This window comes from Mesorhizobium sp. B1-1-6 (assembly GCF_006443035.1).
GTDB lineage: Bacteria > Pseudomonadota > Alphaproteobacteria > Rhizobiales > Rhizobiaceae > Mesorhizobium.
In genome coordinates this window covers 17,263-39,964 of the sequence record NZ_VFWR01000001.1, presented here as the reverse complement: position 1 = coordinate 39,964, position 22,702 = coordinate 17,263, and the positions used below count along the sequence as shown (strand labels likewise).

Sequence of the window (22,702 nt, the reverse complement as noted above, 5' to 3'; positions counted from 1 at the left end):
AATTATCCTTTGCGGTAGCGATGCGGGAGGAAGGGCAGGGAAGAAACGTCGACGGGAATCTTCGTTCCGCGCACGTCGGCGAAAACCCGAGTTCCGGGTTTCGCCAAGGGCGTCGGGACATAACCCATGGCGACGGGATGGCCGGCAGACGGGCCGAAACCGCCCGAGGTTACGTGGCCGGCGGGATTGCCGTCGGCGTCAAAGAGCGTGGCGCCGGCGCGCACCGGCTGGCGGGCATCCGGCCTCAGGCCGACGCGCTTCTGAGCGGAGCCGCGCTCGACGGCGGTGCGCAGCGCGTCGGCGCCGATAAACGTGCCGTTCGCGCGGATGTCCTTCGGGATGGCCCACATCAGCGCCGCGCTTGCCGGATCGGTTTGCGCGGTGATGTCCTGGCCGTGCAGGCAGAGGCCGGCTTCCAGCCGCAGGCTGTCACGGGCGGCAAGGCCGATCCACAGCACGCGCTCGTCTTCGAGCAGCTTCGCCACGAGACCGCGCGCGTCTGCCTCAGGCAGGCCGATCTCAAACCCGTCCTCGCCGGTGTAGCCGGACCGGCTCATGAACCAGTTCTTTCGCGGTTCGATGCCATGCATGAACAGCAGCGACCCGGTCTCGATACCGGCGCGCGAAAGTGCCGCCCAGGCCTCGGGACCCTGGATGGCGAGGAAGACCCGGTCGAGCGGTTCGACCTTGACATCGAAGCCGGTCGCAAGCTCGCGCAAATGCTTCTCGTCGGCGATCGCGTTGCCGGCATTCGCGACGACCATGAAGTTGGTATCGCCCAGCCGGGTGACGATCAGATCGTCCAGGATCCCCGCGGCCTCGTTCAGGAAAAATGTCAGCTTCGACTGTGAGATTTCGAGCGCGCCCGCATCGAGCGGACAGGCAAGGTTGAGCAGGGGAATCGCGCCCGGCCCGATGACCTTGAACAGTTTCATGTGCGAGATGTCGAACAGGCCCGCATGTTCGCGGGTGTGAAGATGCTCCTTCATGACGCCGGCCGGGTAGGTCAGCGGCATCGACCAGCCGACAAAGGCGCCAAAGCGCGCACCGGCAGCTGCGTGGATGTCTTCGAGAGGAAGGTGTTTGGTGTCGCCCGTCATGTGTTCTCCAGAGTCGCACGCAATCGGTCGCGAATGGCGACCAGTCCGTGCCCCTCTGTCTGAAGCCTGAGAGACTCGCGCCCCGTAACTCTGTCGGCAGCGCTTACACCTTCGGCGCGGGGGCAGGCCCCGACTTTCCAGAGTGTCTTTCCCGTCTACGGTTCTTTTGCCTGAGAGATTTCGGGCGATTTCCCCTTCGGCGACAGCTCTCGCTGCTCTCTCCCGCAAACAGGTAGGGCTCGCAAAAGCCCTCGACTCGTCATCCATAGCCCGTCAACGACGGATTGTCACCTGCATGCGACGTGCAAAATAAAATGGCGGCATCGTGCCGATTGCGATCAGATCCCGCCATACCAGTCGTAGCCATTGTCTTCCCAATAACCGCCCCGTCCGCCTCCTAAGGCGGCGAAGCCGTCGACCAGCTCGATCTTGTAGAGATATTTCGGCATCTTGTAGCCGAGCTGGCGCTCGACCCGGACACGCAGCGGCGCGCCGTTCTCGACCGGCAGCGGCTTGCCGTTGACGCCGTAGGCCAGGATCGTCTGCGGGTGGCGGGCGTCGATGAGGTCGATGCTGCCGTAATATTTGATGTCGCCCGAGAGGCTGCGGTCGATCGTGTCCAGGCAATGGAACATGACGTAGCGCGCCTCGGGTTTGACCACCGCCTGGTCGAGGACCAGCGACAGCGGCGTGCCGGTCCATTTGGCGATGCAGCTCCAGCCTTCGACACAATCATGGCGGGTGATCTGCGTTCGGCTCGGCATGTTCATGAGCTGCTCGCGGGTCAGCGACAGCGGCTTTTCGACCAGGCCCGAGACCTCCAGCCGCCAGTCGGCGAAGTTGTTGGCGAGCAGGGTCTTGTAGGTATCGTCGTCGGGTGACGTCACCCCGTTGGGGCGCATCGGCTGACGGATATCGGCTTCAGTAAATTCCGGCGCCAGCGAATCACGGCCCGCGAGCAGACGTTGCGCGCGGTGTGTGAGATCGTTGGCATTTTCGAGGAAGCTGCGCAGCCCGCCGCCCACGCCGAGTTGGCTGTCGAAGGCGTCGCAGCCTGAAAGCGCGATACCGGAAAGGCCAAGGCTGGCCGCGGTCAGGAATTTCCTGCGGTTGATCTCGAATTTTGCCATATCAGGCGCTCCTTTCGGAGGATTTTGCGTGATGGGCCGGCGGATCGGTCCGATACCATCCGGTGACGATCGAGCGCAGTTCGTTGATCGGGCCGGCGGCGACGATCATCAGAATATGGATGATGAAGAAGGCGACCAGCAGCACCATGACGGTGAAATGGACGGTGCGCGCCGTCTGCCGGCCGCCGAGCAGGTCGTTGAGGAACGGCAGCACCGAATTCATGCTTGGCGACATTGCGAGCCCCGTGAGGATCATCAGCGGCAACAGCACGAACAGCACGCCGCCATAGGCCATTTTCTGCAGCGTGTTGTATTCGCGCGTGTGGTGGAATTTCAGCCTGGCGTGATTGGCGATATCTTGCGGTAGGCGCCTGAGATCGTCCAGGCGAGGGGCGAGGTCACGTCTGATGTGGCCGTTGACCAGGCTGGCGACCAGCCACACAAGCAGCGTCGTCGTCAGTACCCAGGCGAAGAAGAAATGCACGACGCGTGCCGTGCCGAGGTCGTAGTATGACGGGATCGTCGCCCAGGACGGGAAAGCGCGGGGCGTCTCTTGTCCTGCCGGCCCAGACCAGCCGAGCACGCCGGTCGTGTCGAAGCGGTGTCCGAGGATTTCGGTATAGCCGCGCGGCCCGGCATTCGTATTCTCGGCGCCGATAGCGAAGACGGTGTTGTTGTAGTCGAAGCCGGACTGCTTGCCGAGATAGAGCTGCGGGCGGGCGTTGAAGATCTGGAGGCCGGAAAGCAGCATGAAGAAGAGCGAGATGGCCCACAGCCAGTGCGTCAGCCGCGTCCAGGCCGATTGCCGGTAGATTAATGTCGTGGCCTTCGTAGCGTCACTGTCCGCGCTGGCGGCGGGTTGGTTCATGGCAACCGATTCCATCTGGTCTCGCTTCCTGGCCGTTCCATCCGGCGCGGCCGCTGTCTGCATCATTCTCCTCCTGATACGTCGCCAGCCAAGCCGATGTTTCATAGATCACGAAAATATCAGATCGAAGCTCAAGGGCCGCCCAGGCTGACGGCAAGATTGACGGCGGCGGCGACGATGACCGTGTTGAAGAAGAACGACAGGATCGAATGAACAAGCACGACGCGGCGCATATGGGTTGTCGATATGTTGGTGTCGGCGGTCTGCGCCGTCATGCCGATGACCGTCGAGAAGTACAGAAAATCCCAGCCTTCCGGCCGTTTGTCGCCGGGGAACAGCAAGCCGCCGACCGGGATTTTCTTCTTGGTTCCGGCATCGACCAGGTCGCCGTCCATCCAGTACACATGCGCATAGTGCAATGCCGCCATGGCGTGGATGGTGAACCAGCCGAGGGGAATCGATAGCAGCGCGAAGCCGAGCTCCATCGCGTTCGAACTGCCTTTCTGGTTGATCAACTGGAACAGTGATGTGATGGCAACGCCGACCACGACCAACGTGACGGCGAAGATGACCAGCACAGGCTGGTCGGTGTCGCGCGCATTCTTGCTGAGATATGTGCCGGTGAATTTGGGCATCTGCGCGACAACCAGCGTGACATAGGCGGCAAAAAAGGCGTTGGCGCCGATCGAATAAGCGAGCGGCGCGTGAAGCAGCAACGCCAGCAGAAGCGCAAAGACGCCGACACAAGCCGACACCGCGAACAGCATGTGCCGGTGCATGGGCGTCCTGGACGGGATTTCGGCGGCCATGATGGTTCCGAATGGCGCTGGGCTTCTACTGCGGTGTGGCGGATTTTAGAGCGCGCCGCAAGATGCGGTCGAGTTCGCCGAGAAACCGCGAGCGGTCCTGCGGTGCGAAGCTGGCATTGTACCCCTTGCTTTCGCCGGTCTCGCGCAGATGCTGCTTCAAGTCGCGCATTGCCACCGCCATGCCGATCGTTTCCGGCGTGAAGGGACGTCCGGTCGGCCCCAATACATGGGCCCCGAGCGCCACCGTGCGTGCGGCCAGTGGAATGTCCGCGGTCACCACGATGTCGTTGGGTTTTGCGTTTTCCACGATCCAGTCGTCGGCGGCGTCGGCACCCTTGGACACGACGACATTGCGGATCATTGGGTCGCGGGAGGGGCGCAGGCCGCCATTGGAAACATAGGTGACGACGACGCCGTGGCGCTCGGCAACTTTTTCGACTTCGGCTTTGACCGGGCAAGCGTCTGCGTCGACGAGGATGGCGGGTGCGGGCATTGTCTCTCCAAATGAGCATGGGGCCGGCAACCCGTCCGGCCCCATGCCTCAAATCTCATGGTCGTCAGGCCGGAAGCGCTCCCGACCTCTTGGCGGTCCAGGTGGCGATATAGTCCATCAGGCCGGGGTTGAGGCAGTCATAAGGTTCGAGGCCGATCGATTTCAGTTGGCCGCGAATGCTGTCCATGCGGCTCGGGTCGACACCGGATTCGATGATCGAAGAAACAAAGGCGGTAAAGCCCGGCGGCGACCAGCCATCCTCCTCGAAGCGCTCGGGATGGATGAAGGACAAGCCCTTGAACGGATGGTCGCGCTCGACGGGTCCATGCATGTGGACGCCGCAGCCGGTGCAGGCATGGCGCTGGATCAACGCGCTCGGGTCCACCACCTTCAGCTTGTCGCCGTTCTCGGTGACGGTGACGTCGCCGGTGCCGGCTACGGCCACCACCGAGAACACCGCCCCTTCGGGCTTCCAGCATTTGGTGCAGCCGCAGGCGTGGTTGTGGGCGATCTGGCCCTTGACCTTCACCTTGACCGGATTGCTGGTACAGGCGCAGACCAGCGTGCCGCCGATAAAGCTCGCACTCTCCCTGGGCAGACCATTGTCGATTTTCGGATGCAGTTTTTCCGCCATGCTTTTCTCCTCCCATTTTTGACCACAGAGGTCGCGGGCCCGTTGCCCGCGGCGTGTGGCCGCCCTCAGTAAACCACGACACTCCTGATCGACTTGCCCTCATGCATGAGGTCGAACCCCTTGTTGATGTCCTCGAGCTTGAGCGTGTGGGTGATCATCGGGTCGATCTCGATCTTGCCGTCCATGTACCAGTCGACGATCCTGGGCACGTCGGTGCGGCCGCGCGCGCCGCCGAAGGCGGTGCCCATCCAGGTCCGCCCGGTGACCAGCTGGAAGGGCCGCGTCGAGATCTCCTGGCCGGCGCCCGCCACGCCGATGACCACCGACTTGCCCCAGCCGCGATGCGAAGCCTCCAGCGCCTGGCGCATCACCTTGGTGTTGCCGGTGCAGTCGAACGTGTAGTCGGCGCCGCCGATCTGGTCGGCGCCGCGCTTGGTCATGTTGACGAGATGGGGAACGATGTCGCCGTCGATCTCCTTCGGATTGACGAAATGCGTCATGCCGAAGCGCTCGCCCCAGGCTCGTCTGTCGTTGTTGAGATCGACGCCGATGATCATGTCGGCGCCGGCAAGTCTTAGGCCCTGGATGACGTTGAGCCCGATGCCGCCGAGGCCGAAGACCACCGCGGTCGCGCCTTGCTCGACCTTGGCGGTGTTGATGACCGCGCCTACGCCGGTGGTCACCCCGCAGCCGATGTAGCAGATCTTGTCGAAGGGCGCGTCGGGATTGACTTTGGCAACGGCGATCTCCGGCAGCACCGTAAAGTTGGAGAAGGTCGAGCAGCCCATATAGTGAAACAGTTTTTCGCCCCCGATCGAGAAGCGCGAGGTGCCGTCCGGCATCAGGCCCTGGCCCTGCGTGGCGCGGATGGCGGTGCACAGATTGGTCTTGCGCGACAAACACGACGGGCACTGGCGGCATTCGGGCGTATAGAGCGGGATCACATGGTCGCCCTTTTTGACCGAGGTGACGCCCTTGCCGACATCGACTACCACGCCGGCGCCCTCATGGCCGAGAATGGCCGGAAACAGGCCCTCGGGATCGGCACCCGACAGCGTGAACTCGTCGGTGTGGCAGATGCCGGTCGCCTTGATCTCGACCAGCACCTCGCCCTCGCGCGGGCCGTCGAGGTCGACCTCCATGATCTCAAGCGGCTTTCCGGCGGCAACGGCAACAGCGGCGCGGGTTTTCATCTGGCAATCCTCCATCGCGATTTTGCGCTCAGGCTTTCAGGTTTTGGCCTGCTCATCAACCGCCAGATGAGACGAAATATCGGCTTTCTTGACGCAGGTAGCACACCCTTGACCGCAGGCGTTCGCGCCACGCACACGGTACTTGAGACATGGCGACATAATCCATAGAACTGGACCGTCCGCCGGAGGGGAATTTGCCCGCATGTTCACCAAAATCCTGATCGCCAACCGTGGCGAGATAGCCTGCCGCGTCATCAAGACCGCGCGCAAGATGGGCATCGCCACGGTCGCTGTCTATTCCGACGCCGATCGCGATGCCGTGCATGTCGAGATGGCCGACGAGGCGGTGCATATCGGACCGTCGCCAGCCGCGCAGAGCTATCTCGTGCCCGAGAAAATCATCGCGGCGTGCAAGGCGACCGGCGCTCAGGCCGTGCATCCCGGCTATGGCTTCCTGTCCGAGCGCGCATCATTCTGCGAGGCGCTGGAGAAGGAGGGCATCGTCTTCATCGGGCCGAAGCCGAAGGCCATCAAGGCGATGGGCGACAAAATCGAATCGAAGAAATTCGCCAACGCCGCCAATGTTTCGACGGTTCCCGGCTGGCTCGGCGTCATCGAGAACGCCGACCACGCGGAGAAGATCGCCGGAGAGATCGGCTATCCCGTGATGATCAAGGCCTCGGCCGGTGGCGGCGGCAAGGGCATGCGCATCGCCTGGAACCAGGCCGAGGTGCGCGACGGCTTCGACCGCGCGCGCTCGGAGGCCAAGAGCTCGTTCGGCGACGACCGCGTCTTCATCGAGAAGTTCATCGTCGATCCACGCCACATCGAGATCCAGGTGCTGGCCGACGCGCATGGCAACGCGCTCTATCTCGGCGAGCGCGAATGCTCGATCCAGCGCCGCAACCAGAAGGTGGCCGAGGAGGCGCCATCGCCTTTCCTCGATGCCAGGACGCGCAAGGCCATGGGCGAGCAGTCGGTGGCGCTGGCCAGGGCCGTCGACTACCAGAGCGCCGGCACGGTGGAATTCATCGTCGACGCTGAGAAAAACTTCTATTTCCTTGAAATGAATACACGATTGCAGGTCGAGCATCCGGTGACCGAGCTTGTCACCGGTATCGATCTGGTCGAGCAGATGATCCGTGTGGCCGCCGGCGAGAAGCTCGCCTTGAAGCAAAGCGACGTGAAACTGAATGGCTGGGCGGTGGAGAGCCGGCTCTATGCCGAGGATCCGTATCGCAACTTCCTGCCGTCGATCGGCCGCCTGACGCGCTATCGACCGCCGCAGGAAGGGCAAGTCGGCGACGTCATCATCCGCAACGACACCGGCGTCACCGAGGGATCGGAGATTTCGATGTTCTACGACCCGATGATTGCCAAGCTGTGCACCTGGGCGCCGACCCGGCTGGAGGCAATCGACGCGATGTCCGAAGCGTTGGACAGTTTTGTCGTCGACGGCATCGAGCACAACATCCCTTTTCTGGCGGCGCTCATGCAGCATCCGCGCTGGCGGGAAGGGCGGATTTCGACCGGATTCATCGCAGAGGAATATCCCGACGGCTTTGCGCCGATCCTGCCCGACCATGACGACAAGGCCGTGTTGGCGGCGGTCGCCACCGTGGTCGAACTGCTGCGCCGCGACCGACTCGACCGGCTGGGCGGGCGCTTGGCGCCGCATTCGGGGGCACTCAAGCGGGACTGGGTGGTGAAGATTGGCAAGGACTATCTGTCCGCGTCCATCCTGGAGGGCATGATCTCCATTCCGATGGAAGTCAACTTGTCCATCGAGGGCGGCAAGCCGCTGACGGTTTCGTCGGCCTGGCGGCCGGGCGAACTGGTCTGGCGCGGCAGCGTCGGCGGGCACGAAATGGTGGCGCAACTGCGCCCGGCGCCAAACGGCCTTCGCATCGCGTGGAAAGGGCTTTCCGTGACGGCGCGCGCCATGCTGCCGCGCATTGCCGCGCTGGAAAGGCTGATGCCGGAAAAGCTGGCGCCCGACACGTCCAACCTGCTGCTTTGCCCCATGCCCGGCCTCGTCGTCTCGATCGCCGTCGCCGAAGGCCAGGAGGTCAAGGCCGGCGAGACTCTGGCCGTCGTCGAGGCGATGAAGATGGAGAACGTGCTGCGCGCCGAGCGCGATCTCGTGGTGGCGAAACTCAACGTCAAGCCGGGCGACAGCCTGGCCGTCGACGCGGTGATCATGGAATTCGCCTGAAGCGAGGGCGGGCGGAAGCCTGTGGCCGATGTTCGTTTGTGCTGGACTGGCATCGCCCGGTGCCGGACAATACATCTTGATCGACTCAAGTCCTTCGGGAAACGCGAAAAACCATGGCGGATGACAGACTTCCACGCGACCCCTTGCTGCGCGAAGCGGCAGTGAAGGCGGCGGCGCCAGAAGCGCCGGCGCGTCCTTTCGTGCATCTTCGCGTCCACTCGGCCTATTCGCTGCTGGAAGGCGCGCTCCAACTCGGCAAGATCGTCGGCCATGCGGTCAAGGACGAGTGTCCGGCAATCGCGGTCACCGACACCAACAATCTGTTCGGCGCGCTCGAATTCGCGCAGAAGGCGGTGAAGGACGGCATCCAGCCGATCATCGGCTGCCAGATCGCGCTCGCCTTTTCCGGCGAGAACGTCGACGGCCAGCGCGACCGCCGGCGGCAGGGGCCCGAGATGCGGCCAGTCGTGCTTATCGCGGCGACCGAGGCCGGCTATTCCAATCTGGTCAGGCTGGTAAGCCGCGTCTATCTGGAGACGCCGCCCGGCGAGGCGGTGCATCTGACCAGCGAGATGCTGGAGGGCCAGGCCGACGGGCTGATCTGCCTCAGCGGCGGTCCCCGCGGCCCTATCGGCGCGGCTCTGAAGGAGGATCGACGCGATCTCGCGGAGACCCGGCTGTCGACCCTGAAAGCCCTGTTCGGCGATCGGCTCTATGTCGAACTGGAACGAGTTTCCGGTTACGACCGGCTGATAGAACATTCCGCGATCGATCTCGCCTATGCCCACGAATTACCGCTCGTCGCCACCAACGAGGCGTTCTTCTCCTCGCGCGACGATTATGACGCGCATGATGCGCTGATCGCCATAGCGGAGGGCTCGGTCGTCGCCGTGGACAATCGCCGCCGGCTTTCACCGGATAACTTCCTGCGTAGCCAGGCTGAGATGGCAGCGTTGTTCGCCGATCTGCCGGAAGCGATCGACAACACGGTCGAGATCGCGTTGCGCTGCTCCTACTATCCGAAAACCCGCAGCCCGATCCTGCCGCGCTTTACCGGCGGCGACGCGTCGGACAAGGACGCAGCCGAGAAGGCCGAGGCCGCCGAACTTGCCCGCCAGGCGCGTGAAGGGCTGGAGGCCCGGCTTGCCGCGCACGGACCGACGCCGGGCTATACGGTCGAGCAATACCGCGAGAGGCTCGAGTTCGAGCTGGGCATCATCGAGAAGATGAAATTCCCAGGCTACTTCCTGATCGTTGCCGACTTCATCAAATGGGCCAAGTCGCAAGGCATTCCAGTCGGGCCGGGGCGCGGCTCGGGTGCGGGCTCGCTGGTCGCCTATTCCACCACCATCACCGACATCGATCCGCTGCGTTTCTCGCTGCTGTTCGAGCGCTTCCTCAATCCGGACCGCGTGTCGATGCCCGATTTCGACATCGACTTCTGCCAGGACCGCCGCGAAGAGGTGATCCGCTATGTCCAGCAGAAATATGGACGCGACCAGGTCGGCCAGATCATCACCTTTGGAACGCTGCAAGCCCGCGCCGTGCTGCGCGACGTCGGTCGCGTGCTGCAAATGCCTTACGGCCAGGTCGACAAGCTGTCCAAGATGGTGCCGCAGAACCCGGCCAATCCGGTAAAACTGGCGGACGCCATCGCCAACGAGCCGCGTTTTGCCGAGGAGGCCGAAAAGGAGCCGATCGTCCAGACGCTGCTCGACATGGCACAGAAGCTGGAAGGGCTTTATCGCCATGCGTCGACGCACGCCGCCGGCATCGTCATCGGCGACCGGCCGCTGTCGGAGCTGGTGCCGATGTACCGCGATCCTCGTTCGGACATGCCGGTCACCCAGTTCAACATGAAATATGTCGAGCAGGCCGGGCTGGTGAAGTTCGACTTTCTCGGCCTGAAGACGCTGACGGTGCTGGAGACGGCGGTGAAGCTGATACGCCGCCGCGGCATCGACATCGATCTTGCGACGATACCGCTCGACGACCCCGAGACCTACGCCATGCTGTCGCGCGGCGAAGTGGTCGGGGTGTTCCAGGTGGAAAGTGCCGGCATGCGCAAGGCGCTGATCGGCATGCGGCCCGACTGCATCGAGGACATCATCGCACTGGTCGCGCTCTACCGGCCGGGACCGATGGAGAACATACCGACCTACAACGCCAGGAAGCATGGCGAGGAGGAGATGGCGTCGATCCATCCCAAGATCGACCATCTGGTGAAGGAGACGCAAGGCGTCATCGTCTACCAGGAACAGGTGATGCAGATCGCGCAGGAATTGTCCGGCTATTCGCTGGGCGAAGCAGATCTTTTGCGCCGCGCCATGGGCAAGAAGATCCGCGCCGAGATGGACAAGCAGCGTGAGCGCTTCGTCTCGGGCGCCGTCGAACGCGGCGTGGCCAAGCCGCAGGCCGACTTCATCTTCGACCTGCTTGCCAAGTTCGCCGACTACGGCTTCAACAAGTCGCACGCGGCCGCATACGCCGTCGTCTCCTACCAGACCGCCTATCTCAAGGCGCATTATCCGGTCGAGTTCCTGGCGGCGTCGATGACGCTCGACATGGGAAACACCGACAAGCTCGCGGATTTCCGCCAGGATGCGCTGCGCCTCGGCATCGAGGTGGTGGCGCCGTCGGTGATATCAAGCTTTCGTCCCTTCGAGGTCGGGGAGAACCGCATCTACTATTCGATGGCCGCGCTCAAGGGCGTCGGGGACGCGGCGGTGGAGCATATCGTCGCCATGCGCGGCGAAAAGCCGTTCAAGAGCCTGGCCGATTTCTGCGAAAGGGTCGATCCGAAAATCGTCGGCAAGCGCGTCTTCGAAAGCCTGATCATGGCTGGAGCGCTGGACTGTTTCGGCCATGACCGCGCTGCGATGATGGCTGGCGTCGAGCGGATGATGGGGCTGGCATCGCTGGCGCAACAGAACGCCGTCTCTGGTCAAGCCGATATCTTCGGCGCATCCCTGGGGGCGCAGTCGCAGGCGCTCAACCTGCCGGTGACGGAACCGTGGCTCGCCGCCGACCGCCTGCACCGCGAATTCCAGGTGGTCGGTTTCTATCTCTCCGCCCATCCGCTGGACGAGTACAAGGCGGCGCTGCAGAAGATGCGGGTGCAGAACTGGGCGGAGTTTTCGGCCGCGGTCAAGCGCGGTGCCACCGCAGGGCGCCTCGCCGGCACCGTGACCACCAAGCAGGAGCGCAAGACGCGGACCGGCAACAAGATGGGCGTGGTGCAGTTCTCGGACACGTCCGGCCAGTATGAGGCGGTGCTGTTTTCCGAAGGATTGGCGCAGTATCGCGACATGCTGGAGCCGGGCCGCTCCGTGGTCATCACCGTGGCGGCGGAGGACAGGCCGGAGGGCGTCAACCTGCGCATCCAGACAGTGCAGTCGCTTGAGGACGAGGCCAGCCGCATCCAGAAGGCACTGCGCATCTTCGTCAGAAACGATGCGCCTGCCTCGATCATTCAGTCGCAGCTTACCCAGCGCGGTGAAAGTCAGGTGAGCATCATCGTTATCAAGGAAGAAGCGCAGGGCGAGGTGGAGATTGCCCTGCAGGGGGGCTACCGCGTCTCGCCGCAAATCGCCTCGGCGATGCGCGCCGTGCCAGGCGTGGTCGAAGTGGAGCTGGTGTGATCGCCACTTACGGGGACTGGTGGCAATCCGCCGGGCGGCATCCGCCGCTCAAGTCACCGCAATTGCCATGAAGACGAAAGACAGCGACGGATTGCAGGACCGTTCCGCAATGGCGCGGCTGCGCGACACGTTGCGCAAGCTCTACCACGGCCGCACGCCGGCGGCCTTTCGCTTTCAGCTGGTTGCGGTCATCATCGACGTGGCCATCATTGCCTTCTTCATCGCCACGCCCATCATCCAGCAGTCGGCCTCATTCCTGTGGCTCGACTATGCGGTGGCGGCTCTGGTCGCCGCCGACCTGGCTGCCAGGCTGCTTGCCTCGAACGACATGCTGCGGCTGATGAAGCAGCCGACCTCCTGGGTGGACATTTTCATCCTTTTGACGCTGCTGATGCCGACGGCGCTCGCCAATCTCGGCTTTCTGCGCATCCTGCGGCTGTGGTCGCTGTCACGCAGCGGTTCGCTCTGGCGGCATTTCGAGATGCAGGGCCTGCGGCCCTGGCGCGAAGCGAGCCACGCGGTGATCAACCTCTTGACGTTCCTCTTCGTGATCACCGGTTTCGTTTACACTTTCTTCTTCCGCAGCGGAGCGGGGCTGGAAAGCTACATCGACGCGCTTTACTTCACCGTCGCGACGGTGACCACGACCGGGTTCGGCGACATCGTGCTGCCGGGAATGGCGGGGAAACTGACGGCGATCGTGACCATGATCATCGGCATATCGCTGTTCGTCAGGCTGGCGCAGGCGATCTTCCGACCGGCCAAGGTGTTCTTTCCCTGTCCGCAATGCGGCCTGCAACGGCACGAGCCGGACGCCGTTCACTGCAAGGCCTGCGGCCACCTCCTCAACATACCCGACAGCGGTGATTGAGGGGCGATTGAGGCGCGCTACGATGCCGTCGCTTGCGCCGGCTTTGGCTGCCGGCGCTGCAGGTTGAGCATATTGCCCATCAGGATCAGCAATGCCCCGCCTGCGGTAAAAGCGTCGATCTGCTCCTTGTAGAGCAGCCAGCCGATCAATGCCGACAGCGGCACGCGCAGGAAATCCATCGGAGAAATGACGGTGGCATCGGCGTAGCTCAGCGCCCAGGCCATGCAGAAATGTGACGACATGCCAGTGAAGGCGATCAGCAGGATCCACGGCCACAGCTCGAGCGACGGGTTGCGCCATTCGTAGAGCGCCGGGATCAGGCCGAGCACCGACTGGATGATCAGCATCCAGAAGATGATTCGCACAACGCTGTCGGTCCGCGTCAGCGACTTGACCAGGACCAGCGAGATGCCGAAGCACATTGCCGCGCCCAGCACGACCAGATGTCCCGGATCGACCGAGCCGACGCCTGGGCGCACAATGATCACAACACCGATCAGCCCGAGCGCCACGGCCCCGAGCTTCGGCCGGGTGAGCCTTTCGCCGAGAAAGGTGACCGCAAGGATCGCCGTCCAGATCGGCGTCGTGAATTCGATCGAGATCAGCACCGCCAAAGGGATCAGCGTCAGGGCGTAGAGCCACGCCGCCTGGCCGGTATAGTGAACCACGTTGCGCGTGACATGGGCGAGGGGGCGCCCAGTGCGCATGGCGGCAAAGCCGCCATTTTGCATGACCAGCGGCAGCAGGATGAAAAAGCCGATCACCGAGCGCAGCTCCAGCACCTGGAAAACGTTGAGCTCGGCCGTGGTGGCGCGGCCCGCGACCGACATCGCCAGGAACGAGGCGATCGACAGCGCCATCCAGAACGCGGCCTTGGGGATGGAAGGGGTGGGTGCCATTTCCGCTATGTCGCAGGCCGTGGCTTTTGCCGCAACCGCTAGCAGCCGCATTCTTCTGGGCCAGCCGGATGTTGCAAAACAGTCATGTTGAAGGCGGAACCTGGCACGGCAGGGGGCGTTGAGTTCCGAATATCGGAAGTGCTTCGCAGGTGCCTTTCAATGTCGATAGGAGAATTTCGATGAGATCATTTGCGCAATTTGCGCTTGCTGGCTGCCTGTTGGTCACGGCAGGCGCGGCACATGCCGACGAGTCCAGATTTCTCCAGTCGTTCAAGGGCAATTTCACCGGCAAGGGCATCGTCAAGGTGACTACCGACGCGCCGACGGTGAATGTGTCCTGCACGTTCAGGTCAAACGCGACGTCGACCTCATTGTCGCTCGATGGCAATTGCCGAGGGCTTATCGTGGTGACGCGCGCCATCAGCGCGGACCTGAGGACTGCCGGAGCGAAATATAGCGGCACTTATGTCGGGTCTCGTACCGGGCCTGCGCAATTGAACGGCACCCGTTCGGGCAACGCGATCAATCTCGGCATCCGTTGGGCCAAGGAGGTCAATGGTGACCGAAAGGCGCAGATGAAGGTCGAGAAACGAGGCGAGAACGGCATGCGGCTGACGGTGATCGACACTGATCCGAAAACCGGCAAGAGCATGGTGACAAGCAGGATCGATCTGCAGCGCACCTAAATCTCGACAGCTGATATCCATTATCAGTCTTCCAGCGGCTCTGGCGGGTGGGTGTCGCGGCCCTTGCCGAACGTATAGCCGGTTTCCACCGCCTTGCGGCCGAACTTGTCGCGCAGCGCGTCGATGGCGCCTTCGGCCATGGCCCGCTTGCGCGACTGGATATCGACCAGATCGGGCGGATCGGCCTTGTCATCGGCGGAAAGATCGCTGACGCCTACGCCGAGCAGCCGGTATTTGGTGCCGTCGGTTTCCTTGCGCAGCAGCTCGACCCCGGTCGAAAAGATGCGGTCGGCGAGCCGGGTCGGGTCGCCGAGCTGGCGGTTGCGGGTGCGGATCTTGAAATCCTGCGTCTTCAGCTTGAGCACCACCGTGCGCCCGGCGATGCCGGATTTCTTCAATCGGGCCGAGACCTTTTCCGAAAGGCCCCGCAGCACCGAGACCAGCTCGTCCAGCGAAGCGATATCGGTGTCGAAAGTGGTTTCGGCCGATACGCTCTTGGCGTCCTGGTCGGGATCGACGCGGCGGACGTCCTCGCCGCGCGAGAGCCGGTAGAGCCGGTCGCCCATCACGCCATAGCGGCGCATGAGGTCGCCGCGGTCCATCTTTTGGAGCTGGCCGATGGTGCGGATGCCGTCCTGTTCGAGCGTGGCGTTGAATGCCTTGCCGACACCCCAGATCATGCTCACCGGCTGTGCGGCGAGGAAGCCCAAGGCTTCCGCTTCGCCGATGACCGAGAAGCCGCGCGGCTTGCGGAAATCCGACGCCACCTTGGCCAGGAACTTACAGTAGGACAGACCTGACGAAACGGTGATGCCGATCTCCTTCTCGACGGCCAGCGCGAAACGAGCCAGCACCACCGCCGGCGGCAGGCCGTGCAGCCGTTCGGTTCCGGCAAGGTCGAGAAACGCCTCGTCGATCGAGAGCGGCTCGACCAGCGGCGTCAGCGCCTGCATCATGGCGCGCACCTCGCGCCCGACGGGCACGTATTTTTCCATGTTGGGCGGGATAACCACCGCTTCGGGGCAAGCCTCGAGCGCCTTGAACATGGGCATGGCGGAACGCACGCCCCTTATTCGGGCGATGTAGCAGGCGGTGGAGACGACGCCGCGCTTGCCGCCGCCGATGATCAGCGGCTTGTCCTTCAGCGCCGGGTTGTCGCGTTTTTCGATTGCCGCATAGAAAGCGTCGCAGTCGATATGGGCCAGATGCAGCCGGTACAGCTCGGGATGACGGGCAAGCCTGGGGCTGCCGCATCGCTCGCAGCGCCTGGCGTCGCTGCGCTGAAAGGCCAGGCAGTCGCGGCAGAAACCGTGATCAGGATTATTGACAGGAGCCGCCATCGCTGCGAACATAAAGAGAACAAACACAATGGTACGACAGTGCAAGGCTAGCGACAAGCTTGGCCTGGGGAGAACGCATGAGCACGACCATAGTGCCGCTGGCGCCTGAGCTCTGGCCTGAATTCGAAGATCTCTTCGGCAAGCAGGGCGCCTGCTACGGCTGCTGGTGCACGCATTTCCGGCTGGCGCCGGCGGCTCGTCGCGAAAGCAGCCGCGAACGCAACAAAGACCACATCAGGGCGCGCATCGAAGCAGGCCCGCCACCGGGCATGCTGGCGTTCGAGGACGGCAAGGCAGTCGGCTGGATGCAGATCGGGCCGCGCGCCGACGTGCCCGAGTGGAACAACCGGGGCCGGGGCTCGGCTCCGGTCGATCCCGCGGACGCATCGGATCCGAGCGTCTGGGCAATTTCCTGTTTCTTCATCCGCGCCAAGGCACGGGGCCAGGGCATCAGCCATCGCCTGGTCGAAGGCGGCATCGATTTCGCCCGCAGGAACGGCGCGCGAATGGTGGAAGCCTGCCCGATAGACCTGTCGAAGGATTCACGCTCCATCGGGCTGTTCGTGGGCTCGTCGCGCGTGTTCGAGAAGGCCGGGTTCGAGCGGCTCCTGGAACGCAAGGCGGGCCGGCCGTTGATGCGGCTGGTGCTGGAGCCGAGCGCCTGAACTTCGCCGTCTTGCAGTTGTGACGGTCTTTCCCTACCAGAAGTAGGAGACGATTTTGCCTTTTCGACCAAACGGAGAATTCTACGTGAACCGGATGTTGCCAATCGCCTTTACCGCGCTTCTGCTCAGCGCGCCCGCTTTCGGCCAGAGCGTCGACAGCCAGGGTGCGAAGCAGCTATCCGAGAACCTGTCCCGCTATGTCGGCAAACAGGCCCTCGACAAGGGCATCCTGAAGGTCTCGGTCGAAGGCGGCGCCTACAAGATCATGTTCGATTTCAAGGCGCTCGCCGGCACCTTGCCCGACCAGAAGCTGTTGAAATTCGACTTTGCGCCCTACGCCCTGCTGGTCAAGCCGCGCAGCGACGGGACCTGGGATGTCTCGATGGATCTTTCGCACAGCGCCTCCTTCGAGTTCAACGGGCCGCAGGGGCTGCAGAGCACGCAATTTTCTATCAAGGACGGCAAGGGTTCCGGTGTCTACGACCCCAATCTGGCGGCCTTTACCAGCGGCACCAGTTCGATGGCGGGCATGACGATGGTGTCGCAAGATGCCAAGCAGCACATGGAAGTCAGCGCCGACGGCGGCACCGCGACCATGGCCGCCACCAAGGCTGCCAATGGCGGGGTCGATTTCGCGTTGTCGCAAAAAGTGTCGAACTTTGTCGAGGCGATCAAATTCGACGATCCCGAAAGCGGACTGAAATTCCCGGTCACCGTCAAATCACCGGAACTGTCGGTGGATGCCAAAGGCAAGGGCGTGCAGACCAAGCCGCTGCTCGATCTCCTGGCATTTGCCGTCGCCAATGAGAATGAAGCCACGCTGAAAGCCAACCAGGCGCAGCTCAAATCGCTTCTGCTCGCCGCGCTTCCTGTGTGGGAGCGCATCGACGGGACATACGGGTTCAAGAATTTCGCGGTCGAGAGCCCGGTCGGCACGTTCGGTGCGGCGCAGCTCAGCACCGCCTTCGGAATGGATGGCGTCGCCCAGAGCGGTACGATCGGCTACGGGGTCAAGGCATCTGGGTTGACCGTGCCGCAGCAGCTTCTGCCGAACTGGAGCATAGCGCTGCTGCCGACCGATATCGACCTGAACTTCGGCGGCGCCAATATCGATCTCGACAGCATGGCGAAGAAGGCAATCGAAGCCTTTGATCTTAACAAGAACCCGCCGCTGTCGGCCGAATTCGGAGAGCAGCTCAAAACCGACTTCATGGCCAAGACGCCGAAGGTCGTCATTGGCCATAGCACCATCAAGAACAAGGATACCGAAATCGCCTTGGAAGGCGAAATGACGTTTCCTGGCGAGAAGCCGGAAGCCAATGTGACGGTGGACGTCGCCGGCTTCGACAAGATCGTCGAAGGCCTGCAGGAAGCGGCGAAATCGGAACCGGAGGTGGCGCAGTACGTCCCTGTGGCCCTGATGGTGAAAGGGTTCGGCAAGACCTTGACGGACGGCCGTATGGAATGGGTCATCAACGCCAAGCCGGACGGTTCGGTCATTGTCAATGGCGTCATGCTGAAGCCGGCCGATACAGCCGAGGACGACAGCATTGACGATGGCGGCGACGAGACGGACCAGGCGGACCCGACACCGTAGCCACTCGGCTCACCAAAGCGCGTCGCCTTCGAACGGATTGGCGCGACGCGCCTCAAGCCTTCGTTTTATACTTGTCGCTCAGACCGGGCGGGCGACAAGAGTCAGACTTCGCTCGACCTGGCGATCGGGGCGCCGCCTTGGGATCGTCACTCATATGGAATGCTCGTGGTTATCGTCGCCCAGCGGCAGCGCGCGCAACGCCTTGCCGACGGAGGCCGGTGGCGTGCCGGTTTCCTCGGCAAAACGCAGCAATGTGGGTTCGTGGGCGAGAACGAACTGCAGCACACCGGCCAGAAATCCCGGCTCGCCGGCAGCTTTGCGGATCGAATGCGCCTCGATGCCGGTGATCGCCAGGAAGCGAGGCAGCAGTTCGGGATCAGAGGCGACGAAGGCCAGAGCCTTCACGGCAATGGTTTCGGCCTCTTCGCGCATTGACGCTGCGTTTGCCATCATTACCTTTCAGGGTATGCGGAATGTGAGTCTCTTCCGCAGTAATGGCAAGCGTCGCTTGCGGCAAGTCGTTACCTCTTCAGTGCGGGACCCGAGGTGGAAACGGAGCAGCTTTTCTCGCCGCAGGTTTCCGTTTCGTCAATCATATTGCCGTAGAGTCGACCAGGGTTTGGTGCGTCCCGGAAGGGCGCATAACGGCCGCGTTCGAGCGAAACAGCGGCCGGGACGGGATATCGATGCCTAAGAAGGTCATGATCGTCGAGGACAATGAGCTCAACATGAAGCTCTTTCGGGACCTCATCGAAGCAAGCGGTTACGAGACAGTTCGCACCCGCAACGGTCTGGAAGCGCTCGATCTGGCGCGTCAGCACCGGCCGGATCTCATTTTGATGGACATCCAGTTGCCTGAAGTGTCTGGGCTGGAGGTGACGAAATGGCTGAAGGAAGACGACGACCTGCACGTCATCCCGGTCATTGCCGTCACCGCCTTCGCGATGAAGGGCGACGAGGAGCGCATCCGCCAGGGCGGCTGCGAGGCTTATATCTCCAAGCCGATCTCGGTGCCGCGCTTCATCGAAACCATCAAGTCCTACCTGGGTGATTCCTGATGCACCTTGCCGCCAAAGCCGGAGCCTTGTGAAATGACCGCTCGGATTCTCGTCGTCGACGACATCCCTGCCAATGTCAGGCTGCTGGAGGTTCGGCTGCTGGCCGAATATTTCGAGGTGTTGACCGCCACCAACGGCCCGGATGCGATCGAGACCTGCGAGAACGGCAAGGTCGACGTCGTGCTGCTCGACGTCATGATGCCGGACATGGACGGCTTCGAGGTCTGCCGCCGCCTGAAGAGCGATCCGGCGACGTCGCATATTCCAGTGGTAATGATCACCGCACTCGACCAGGTTTCCGACAGGGTGCGCGGGCTTGAGGTCGGCGCCGACGATTTCCTGACCAAACCCGTCAACGACCTGCAACTGATGACGCGCGTCAAGAGCCTCGTCAGGCTGAAGTCGCTGACCGACGAGTTGCGGCTGCGCGCTTCGACCACGCGCAACATCGGCATCGAAGAGTTGCTCAGCCGCAATTTCGCCTCCGAGGACACGACGCCGAAAGTGCTTCTGATCGATGAGCGCAAATCGTCGATCGAGCGCGTCCAGAAGATGCTGCGCGACTGTGCTGACCTGGATGTCGCCAGCGATCCGCATGCCGGCTTCTTCCAGGCGGCGGAGACGCCCTATGAATGCGTGATGATCTCGACGAGCTTCGCCGATTTCGATCCGCTTCGGCTCTGCTCGCAACTGCGCTCGCTCGATCGCACACGCTTCCTGCCGATCATCCTGCTGGCGGAGGAGGGCGAGGAGGAGCGCATCATCCGTGGTCTCGAACTCGGCATCAACGACTATCTGATGCGGCCTATCGACCAGCAGGAACTGACGGCGCGGTTGCGCACCCAGGTGCGCCGCAAGCGCTACAACGACCAATTGCGCGCCAGCGTGACGCAGACGATCGAAATGGCGGTGACCGACGGGCTGACCGGGCTGCACAACCGCCGCTATCTCGACAGCCATCTCCAGACGCTGTTCGACCGCGCCGTGGCGCGGCGTCGGCCGCTGTCGGTGATGATCACCGACCTCGATCGCTTCAAGTCGATTAACGACACGCACGGCCATGACGGTGGCGACGAGGTGCTGCGGGAATTCGCGCGGCGGCTGCGCAAGAACGTGCGCGGCATCGATCTGGCCTGCCGGTTCGGCGGTGAGGAGTTCGTAGTGGTCATGCCTGACACCGATGGAGCGATCGCCGAAAAGGTGGCCGAACGCATCCGCGCCGAAATCGCCCAGATGCCGTTCGTCATCGGGCCTGACGGCAAGGCCATCGAGGTCACCGTCAGCGTCGGCGTGTCGTCGGTGCTGAAGGGGGTGGATACGGTGGCGGCGCTGATGAAACGCGCCGATCTGGCGCTCTATGAAGCCAAGAGCGGTGGCCGCAACCGCGTCGTCGCCAAGGCTGCCTGACGGACCGGGTAAGAGTATCCGTCAATCCGGCAAGGTTACCCATTTACCTTAATCCAAGCGATTCACGAGGCTTGGTTAAGAAACTGTTGATTTTCATAAGCTCTTGCGCAAATGTGCGGCCACAGACAGAGCGACGCCGGCACGAGGACAGACAGCCGGGTCGATCAAAAAATACCCCATGATGCTCAGGTCCGCCGCATCTCCTGGGTCCGTGGGGTCGGCCGGCCGGCGCTGGCACATAGTGGCCTCCTCGTACCGCTGCCAAACGCCGACCGGCCCCCTTTCAAAATAGCATCAGGATTCTGCGCCAAGCTCCGGATATGAGGAGCTTTTTGCGCACAGGATATCGACAGCATTTGGACTGTAAAAGGCGAGCCACGATGTGAAGAGCTGCGGCGCACGCTCTCTTGCCATCCGGCGGAGGGTGTTGCTCCTCACTTCATACATATGGCGCCCAAGGGGCTTGCTTCAAGCCCGGGTTCCTCCCGTAAAACCGCGGCCCTAGCCAATGGGAGCGGAGTGACGGGAATGCGTGCACCGACAGATGGATCGCGTCGAAATCATGCGGTGATTGTCGCCGGGGGCGGCCCGACAGGATTGATGCTGGCAGGCGAACTCGCATTGGCGGGCATCGACGTCGCCATTGTCGAGCGGCGCCCGACCCAGCAGCTGATTGGCTTGCGCGCGGGTGGCCTGCACGCACGCACAATCGAGGTGCTCGACCAGCGCGGGATCGCCGACCGGTTCCTCTGCCAGGGGCGATGCTTCCCGACCGTCGGCTTCCACATGATCCGTTTAGACATCAGCGACTTTCCCAGCCGGCACAACTATCTGCTGGCGCTGCGGCAAAACCACATCGAGCGGATATTGGCCGACTGGATCAGCGAATTGGGGGTGCCGATCCATCGCGGACAGGAAGTTGCGGATTTCATGCAGGACGACAGTGGCGTGGATGTGGGGCTTTCCGATGGCCGACGGATGAAGGCGCAGTACCTCGTCGGATGCGACGGTGGACGCAGCACGATCCGCAAGGCGGCGGGCATCGAATTCGCTGGATGGGATCCGACGATGAGCTGGATGATCGCCGAGGTCGAGATGTCGGAAGAACCGCCATTGGGCTTTCGCAGCGACGCCCACGGAACCCATGCGATAGGCAAGATCGAGGACGGCGACCGGTTGGGCATCGTGCTGACCGAGAAACGACTGATCATCGGTGGTGAACCGACATTGGACGATCTCCGCGAGGCGCTCACCGTTATCTATGGCACCGATTTCGGCGTCCACAGTCCGACCTGGCTCTCTCGTTTCACCGATATGACGCGCCAGGCTGCCGCTTACCGCGACAGACGTGTCCTGCTGGCCGGCGACGCTGCGCATATCCATCCCCCAATGGGCGGACAGGGCCTCAACATCGGCGTGCAGGACGCGGTCAACCTGGGTTGGAAGCTGGCCCAGGTCGTCAAACGGGCATCACCGGACAGTCTGCTCGACAGCTACCATGCCGAGCGCCATCCGGTCGCCGCCCGCGTGTTGCGCAACACGATGGCGCAGGTCGCGCTTCGCCGCATGGATGACCGCACCAAAGCCCTGGGCGACACCATCGCCGAACTGCTCGCCATGGATGAACCACGCAAACGAATCGCCGCAGAGATGTCCGGCCTGGGTGTCCACTACGACCTCGGGGAGGGGCACGCGCTGCTTGGGTGGCGAATACCCGACCTCGATCTGCTCACCGCCAGCGGGCCGGTGCGGCTGTTTACCTTGCTGCACCATGCCCGACCGGTGCTGATCAACCTCGGCACGCCCGGCAGACTTGCCATCAAGCCGTGGGCGGATCGGGTCCAGCAGGTCGACGCCGTGTACGACGCCGACTGGGAGCTGCCAGTTCTCGGGGCCGTCGCCGGGCCCGACGCGGTGCTGATCCGCCCCGACGGGTACGTGGCATGGGTTGGTTCCGGAAGCCAACAGGGACTGGCCGATGCGCTGACCACCTGGTTCGGGCCGCGCGTTGATGTGGCGTAGCAGGGTCGAGGCCGGCCTGGCGCATCGCCCGCAAACGCGTGCTTGTCATCCGTTGCGAGCTTTTACGGTTTTAG

Annotated in this window: 19 protein-coding genes and 1 riboswitch; of the genes, 9 read left to right on the top strand and 10 right to left on the bottom strand. The window is 62.9% G+C overall.

From position 1 onward, the window contains the following. Positions 1 to 2: 2 nt before the first annotated feature. The 7 genes from gcvT to FJ979_RS00145 form a co-directional block, all read right to left on the bottom strand. The gene (gcvT, locus tag FJ979_RS00175; protein ID WP_140555362.1) at positions 3 to 1,100 is read right to left on the bottom strand and encodes a glycine cleavage system aminomethyltransferase GcvT; all 1,098 of its coding nucleotides are present in this window, start codon (positions 1,098 to 1,100) and stop codon (positions 3 to 5) included. Positions 1,101 to 1,248: 148 nt separating this feature from the next. Further along, a riboswitch (glycine riboswitch) is annotated at positions 1,249 to 1,335 on the bottom strand. Between the two features lie 103 nt (positions 1,336 to 1,438). Then, positions 1,439 to 2,230, bottom strand: a complete 792-nt coding sequence (locus FJ979_RS00170; protein ID WP_140579705.1) for a molybdopterin-binding protein — start codon at positions 2,228 to 2,230, stop codon at positions 1,439 to 1,441. Position 2,231: 1 nt separating this feature from the next. Continuing rightward, positions 2,232 to 3,113, bottom strand: a complete 882-nt coding sequence (locus FJ979_RS00165) for a cytochrome b/b6 domain-containing protein (RefSeq protein WP_140580050.1) — start codon at positions 3,111 to 3,113, stop codon at positions 2,232 to 2,234. A gap of 116 nt (positions 3,114 to 3,229) precedes the next feature. Next, positions 3,230 to 3,907, bottom strand: a complete 678-nt coding sequence (locus tag FJ979_RS00160) for a DUF1345 domain-containing protein (protein WP_140579703.1) — start codon at positions 3,905 to 3,907, stop codon at positions 3,230 to 3,232. Positions 3,908 to 3,932: 25 nt separating this feature from the next. Then, on the bottom strand, positions 3,933 to 4,400 hold the full coding sequence (locus FJ979_RS00155) for a YaiI/YqxD family protein (RefSeq protein ID WP_140495857.1): 468 nt from the start codon (positions 4,398 to 4,400) through the stop codon (positions 3,933 to 3,935). 64 nt (positions 4,401 to 4,464) lie between these two features. Next, the gene (gene gfa, locus FJ979_RS00150) at positions 4,465 to 5,034 is read right to left on the bottom strand and encodes an S-(hydroxymethyl)glutathione synthase (protein WP_140495858.1); all 570 of its coding nucleotides are present in this window, start codon (positions 5,032 to 5,034) and stop codon (positions 4,465 to 4,467) included. Between the two features lie 65 nt (positions 5,035 to 5,099). Next, positions 5,100 to 6,227, bottom strand: coding sequence for an S-(hydroxymethyl)glutathione dehydrogenase/class III alcohol dehydrogenase (locus tag FJ979_RS00145; RefSeq protein WP_140579701.1), 1,128 nt, complete (start codon positions 6,225 to 6,227; stop codon positions 5,100 to 5,102). Between the two features lie 202 nt (positions 6,228 to 6,429). Between FJ979_RS00145 and FJ979_RS00140 the strand changes: the two genes are divergently transcribed. The 3 genes from FJ979_RS00140 to FJ979_RS00130 all read left to right on the top strand — a co-directional run bounded on the left by FJ979_RS00140 (position 6,430) and on the right by FJ979_RS00130 (position 12,954). Beyond that, positions 6,430 to 8,442 (top strand): acetyl/propionyl/methylcrotonyl-CoA carboxylase subunit alpha, encoded by a 2,013-nt coding sequence (locus tag FJ979_RS00140; protein WP_140579699.1) that lies wholly within the window; start codon positions 6,430 to 6,432, stop codon positions 8,440 to 8,442. A 113-nt stretch (positions 8,443 to 8,555) separates the two neighbouring features. Then, positions 8,556 to 12,083 (top strand): DNA polymerase III subunit alpha, encoded by a 3,528-nt coding sequence (dnaE, locus tag FJ979_RS00135; protein ID WP_140579696.1) that lies wholly within the window; start codon positions 8,556 to 8,558, stop codon positions 12,081 to 12,083. Between the two features lie 67 nt (positions 12,084 to 12,150). After that, positions 12,151 to 12,954 carry a potassium channel family protein gene (locus FJ979_RS00130; RefSeq protein ID WP_140579694.1) on the top strand — a complete coding sequence of 268 codons (804 nt, stop codon included), beginning with the start codon at positions 12,151 to 12,153 and terminating at the stop codon, positions 12,952 to 12,954. 17 nt (positions 12,955 to 12,971) lie between these two features. On the opposite strand, the gene FJ979_RS00125 is transcribed toward FJ979_RS00130, so the two are convergent. Beyond that, positions 12,972 to 13,853, bottom strand: a complete 882-nt coding sequence (locus tag FJ979_RS00125) for a DMT family transporter (RefSeq protein WP_140579692.1) — start codon at positions 13,851 to 13,853, stop codon at positions 12,972 to 12,974. A 179-nt stretch (positions 13,854 to 14,032) separates the two neighbouring features. On the opposite strand from FJ979_RS00125, the gene FJ979_RS00120 reads away from it, so the two are divergent. After that, on the top strand, positions 14,033 to 14,539 hold the full coding sequence (locus FJ979_RS00120; protein ID WP_140501529.1) for a hypothetical protein: 507 nt from the start codon (positions 14,033 to 14,035) through the stop codon (positions 14,537 to 14,539). A gap of 23 nt (positions 14,540 to 14,562) precedes the next feature. Here the strand turns inward: FJ979_RS00120 and FJ979_RS00115 are convergent, their stop codons facing one another. Then, complete coding sequence (locus FJ979_RS00115) at positions 14,563 to 15,891, bottom strand: DNA polymerase IV (RefSeq protein WP_140579690.1); 1,329 nt, start codon at positions 15,889 to 15,891, stop codon at positions 14,563 to 14,565. A gap of 65 nt (positions 15,892 to 15,956) precedes the next feature. Between FJ979_RS00115 and FJ979_RS00110 the strand changes: the two genes are divergently transcribed. Continuing rightward, positions 15,957 to 16,544 carry a GNAT family N-acetyltransferase gene (locus FJ979_RS00110; protein ID WP_140579688.1) on the top strand — a complete coding sequence of 196 codons (588 nt, stop codon included), beginning with the start codon at positions 15,957 to 15,959 and terminating at the stop codon, positions 16,542 to 16,544. A gap of 94 nt (positions 16,545 to 16,638) precedes the next feature. After that, complete coding sequence (locus FJ979_RS00105; RefSeq protein ID WP_140580049.1) at positions 16,639 to 18,141, top strand: hypothetical protein; 1,503 nt, start codon at positions 16,639 to 16,641, stop codon at positions 18,139 to 18,141. A gap of 150 nt (positions 18,142 to 18,291) precedes the next feature. Here FJ979_RS00105 and FJ979_RS00100 read toward each other — a convergent pair whose 3' ends face one another. Beyond that, on the bottom strand, positions 18,292 to 18,591 hold the full coding sequence (locus FJ979_RS00100; RefSeq protein ID WP_140501536.1) for a DUF3572 domain-containing protein: 300 nt from the start codon (positions 18,589 to 18,591) through the stop codon (positions 18,292 to 18,294). A 236-nt stretch (positions 18,592 to 18,827) separates the two neighbouring features. Between FJ979_RS00100 and FJ979_RS00095 the strand changes: the two genes are divergently transcribed. From FJ979_RS00095 to FJ979_RS00080, 3 genes are all read left to right on the top strand, one after another. Next, positions 18,828 to 19,199, top strand: a complete 372-nt coding sequence (locus FJ979_RS00095; protein WP_140501538.1) for a response regulator — start codon at positions 18,828 to 18,830, stop codon at positions 19,197 to 19,199. A 33-nt stretch (positions 19,200 to 19,232) separates the two neighbouring features. Next, on the top strand, positions 19,233 to 20,606 hold the full coding sequence (locus tag FJ979_RS00090) for a PleD family two-component system response regulator (protein ID WP_140562440.1): 1,374 nt from the start codon (positions 19,233 to 19,235) through the stop codon (positions 20,604 to 20,606). Between the two features lie 528 nt (positions 20,607 to 21,134). Continuing rightward, a complete protein-coding gene (locus tag FJ979_RS00080) occupies positions 21,135 to 22,628 on the top strand; it encodes an FAD-dependent monooxygenase (protein WP_140579686.1) in 1,494 nt (497 codons plus the stop codon). Positions 22,629 to 22,702: the final 74 nt, after the last annotated feature.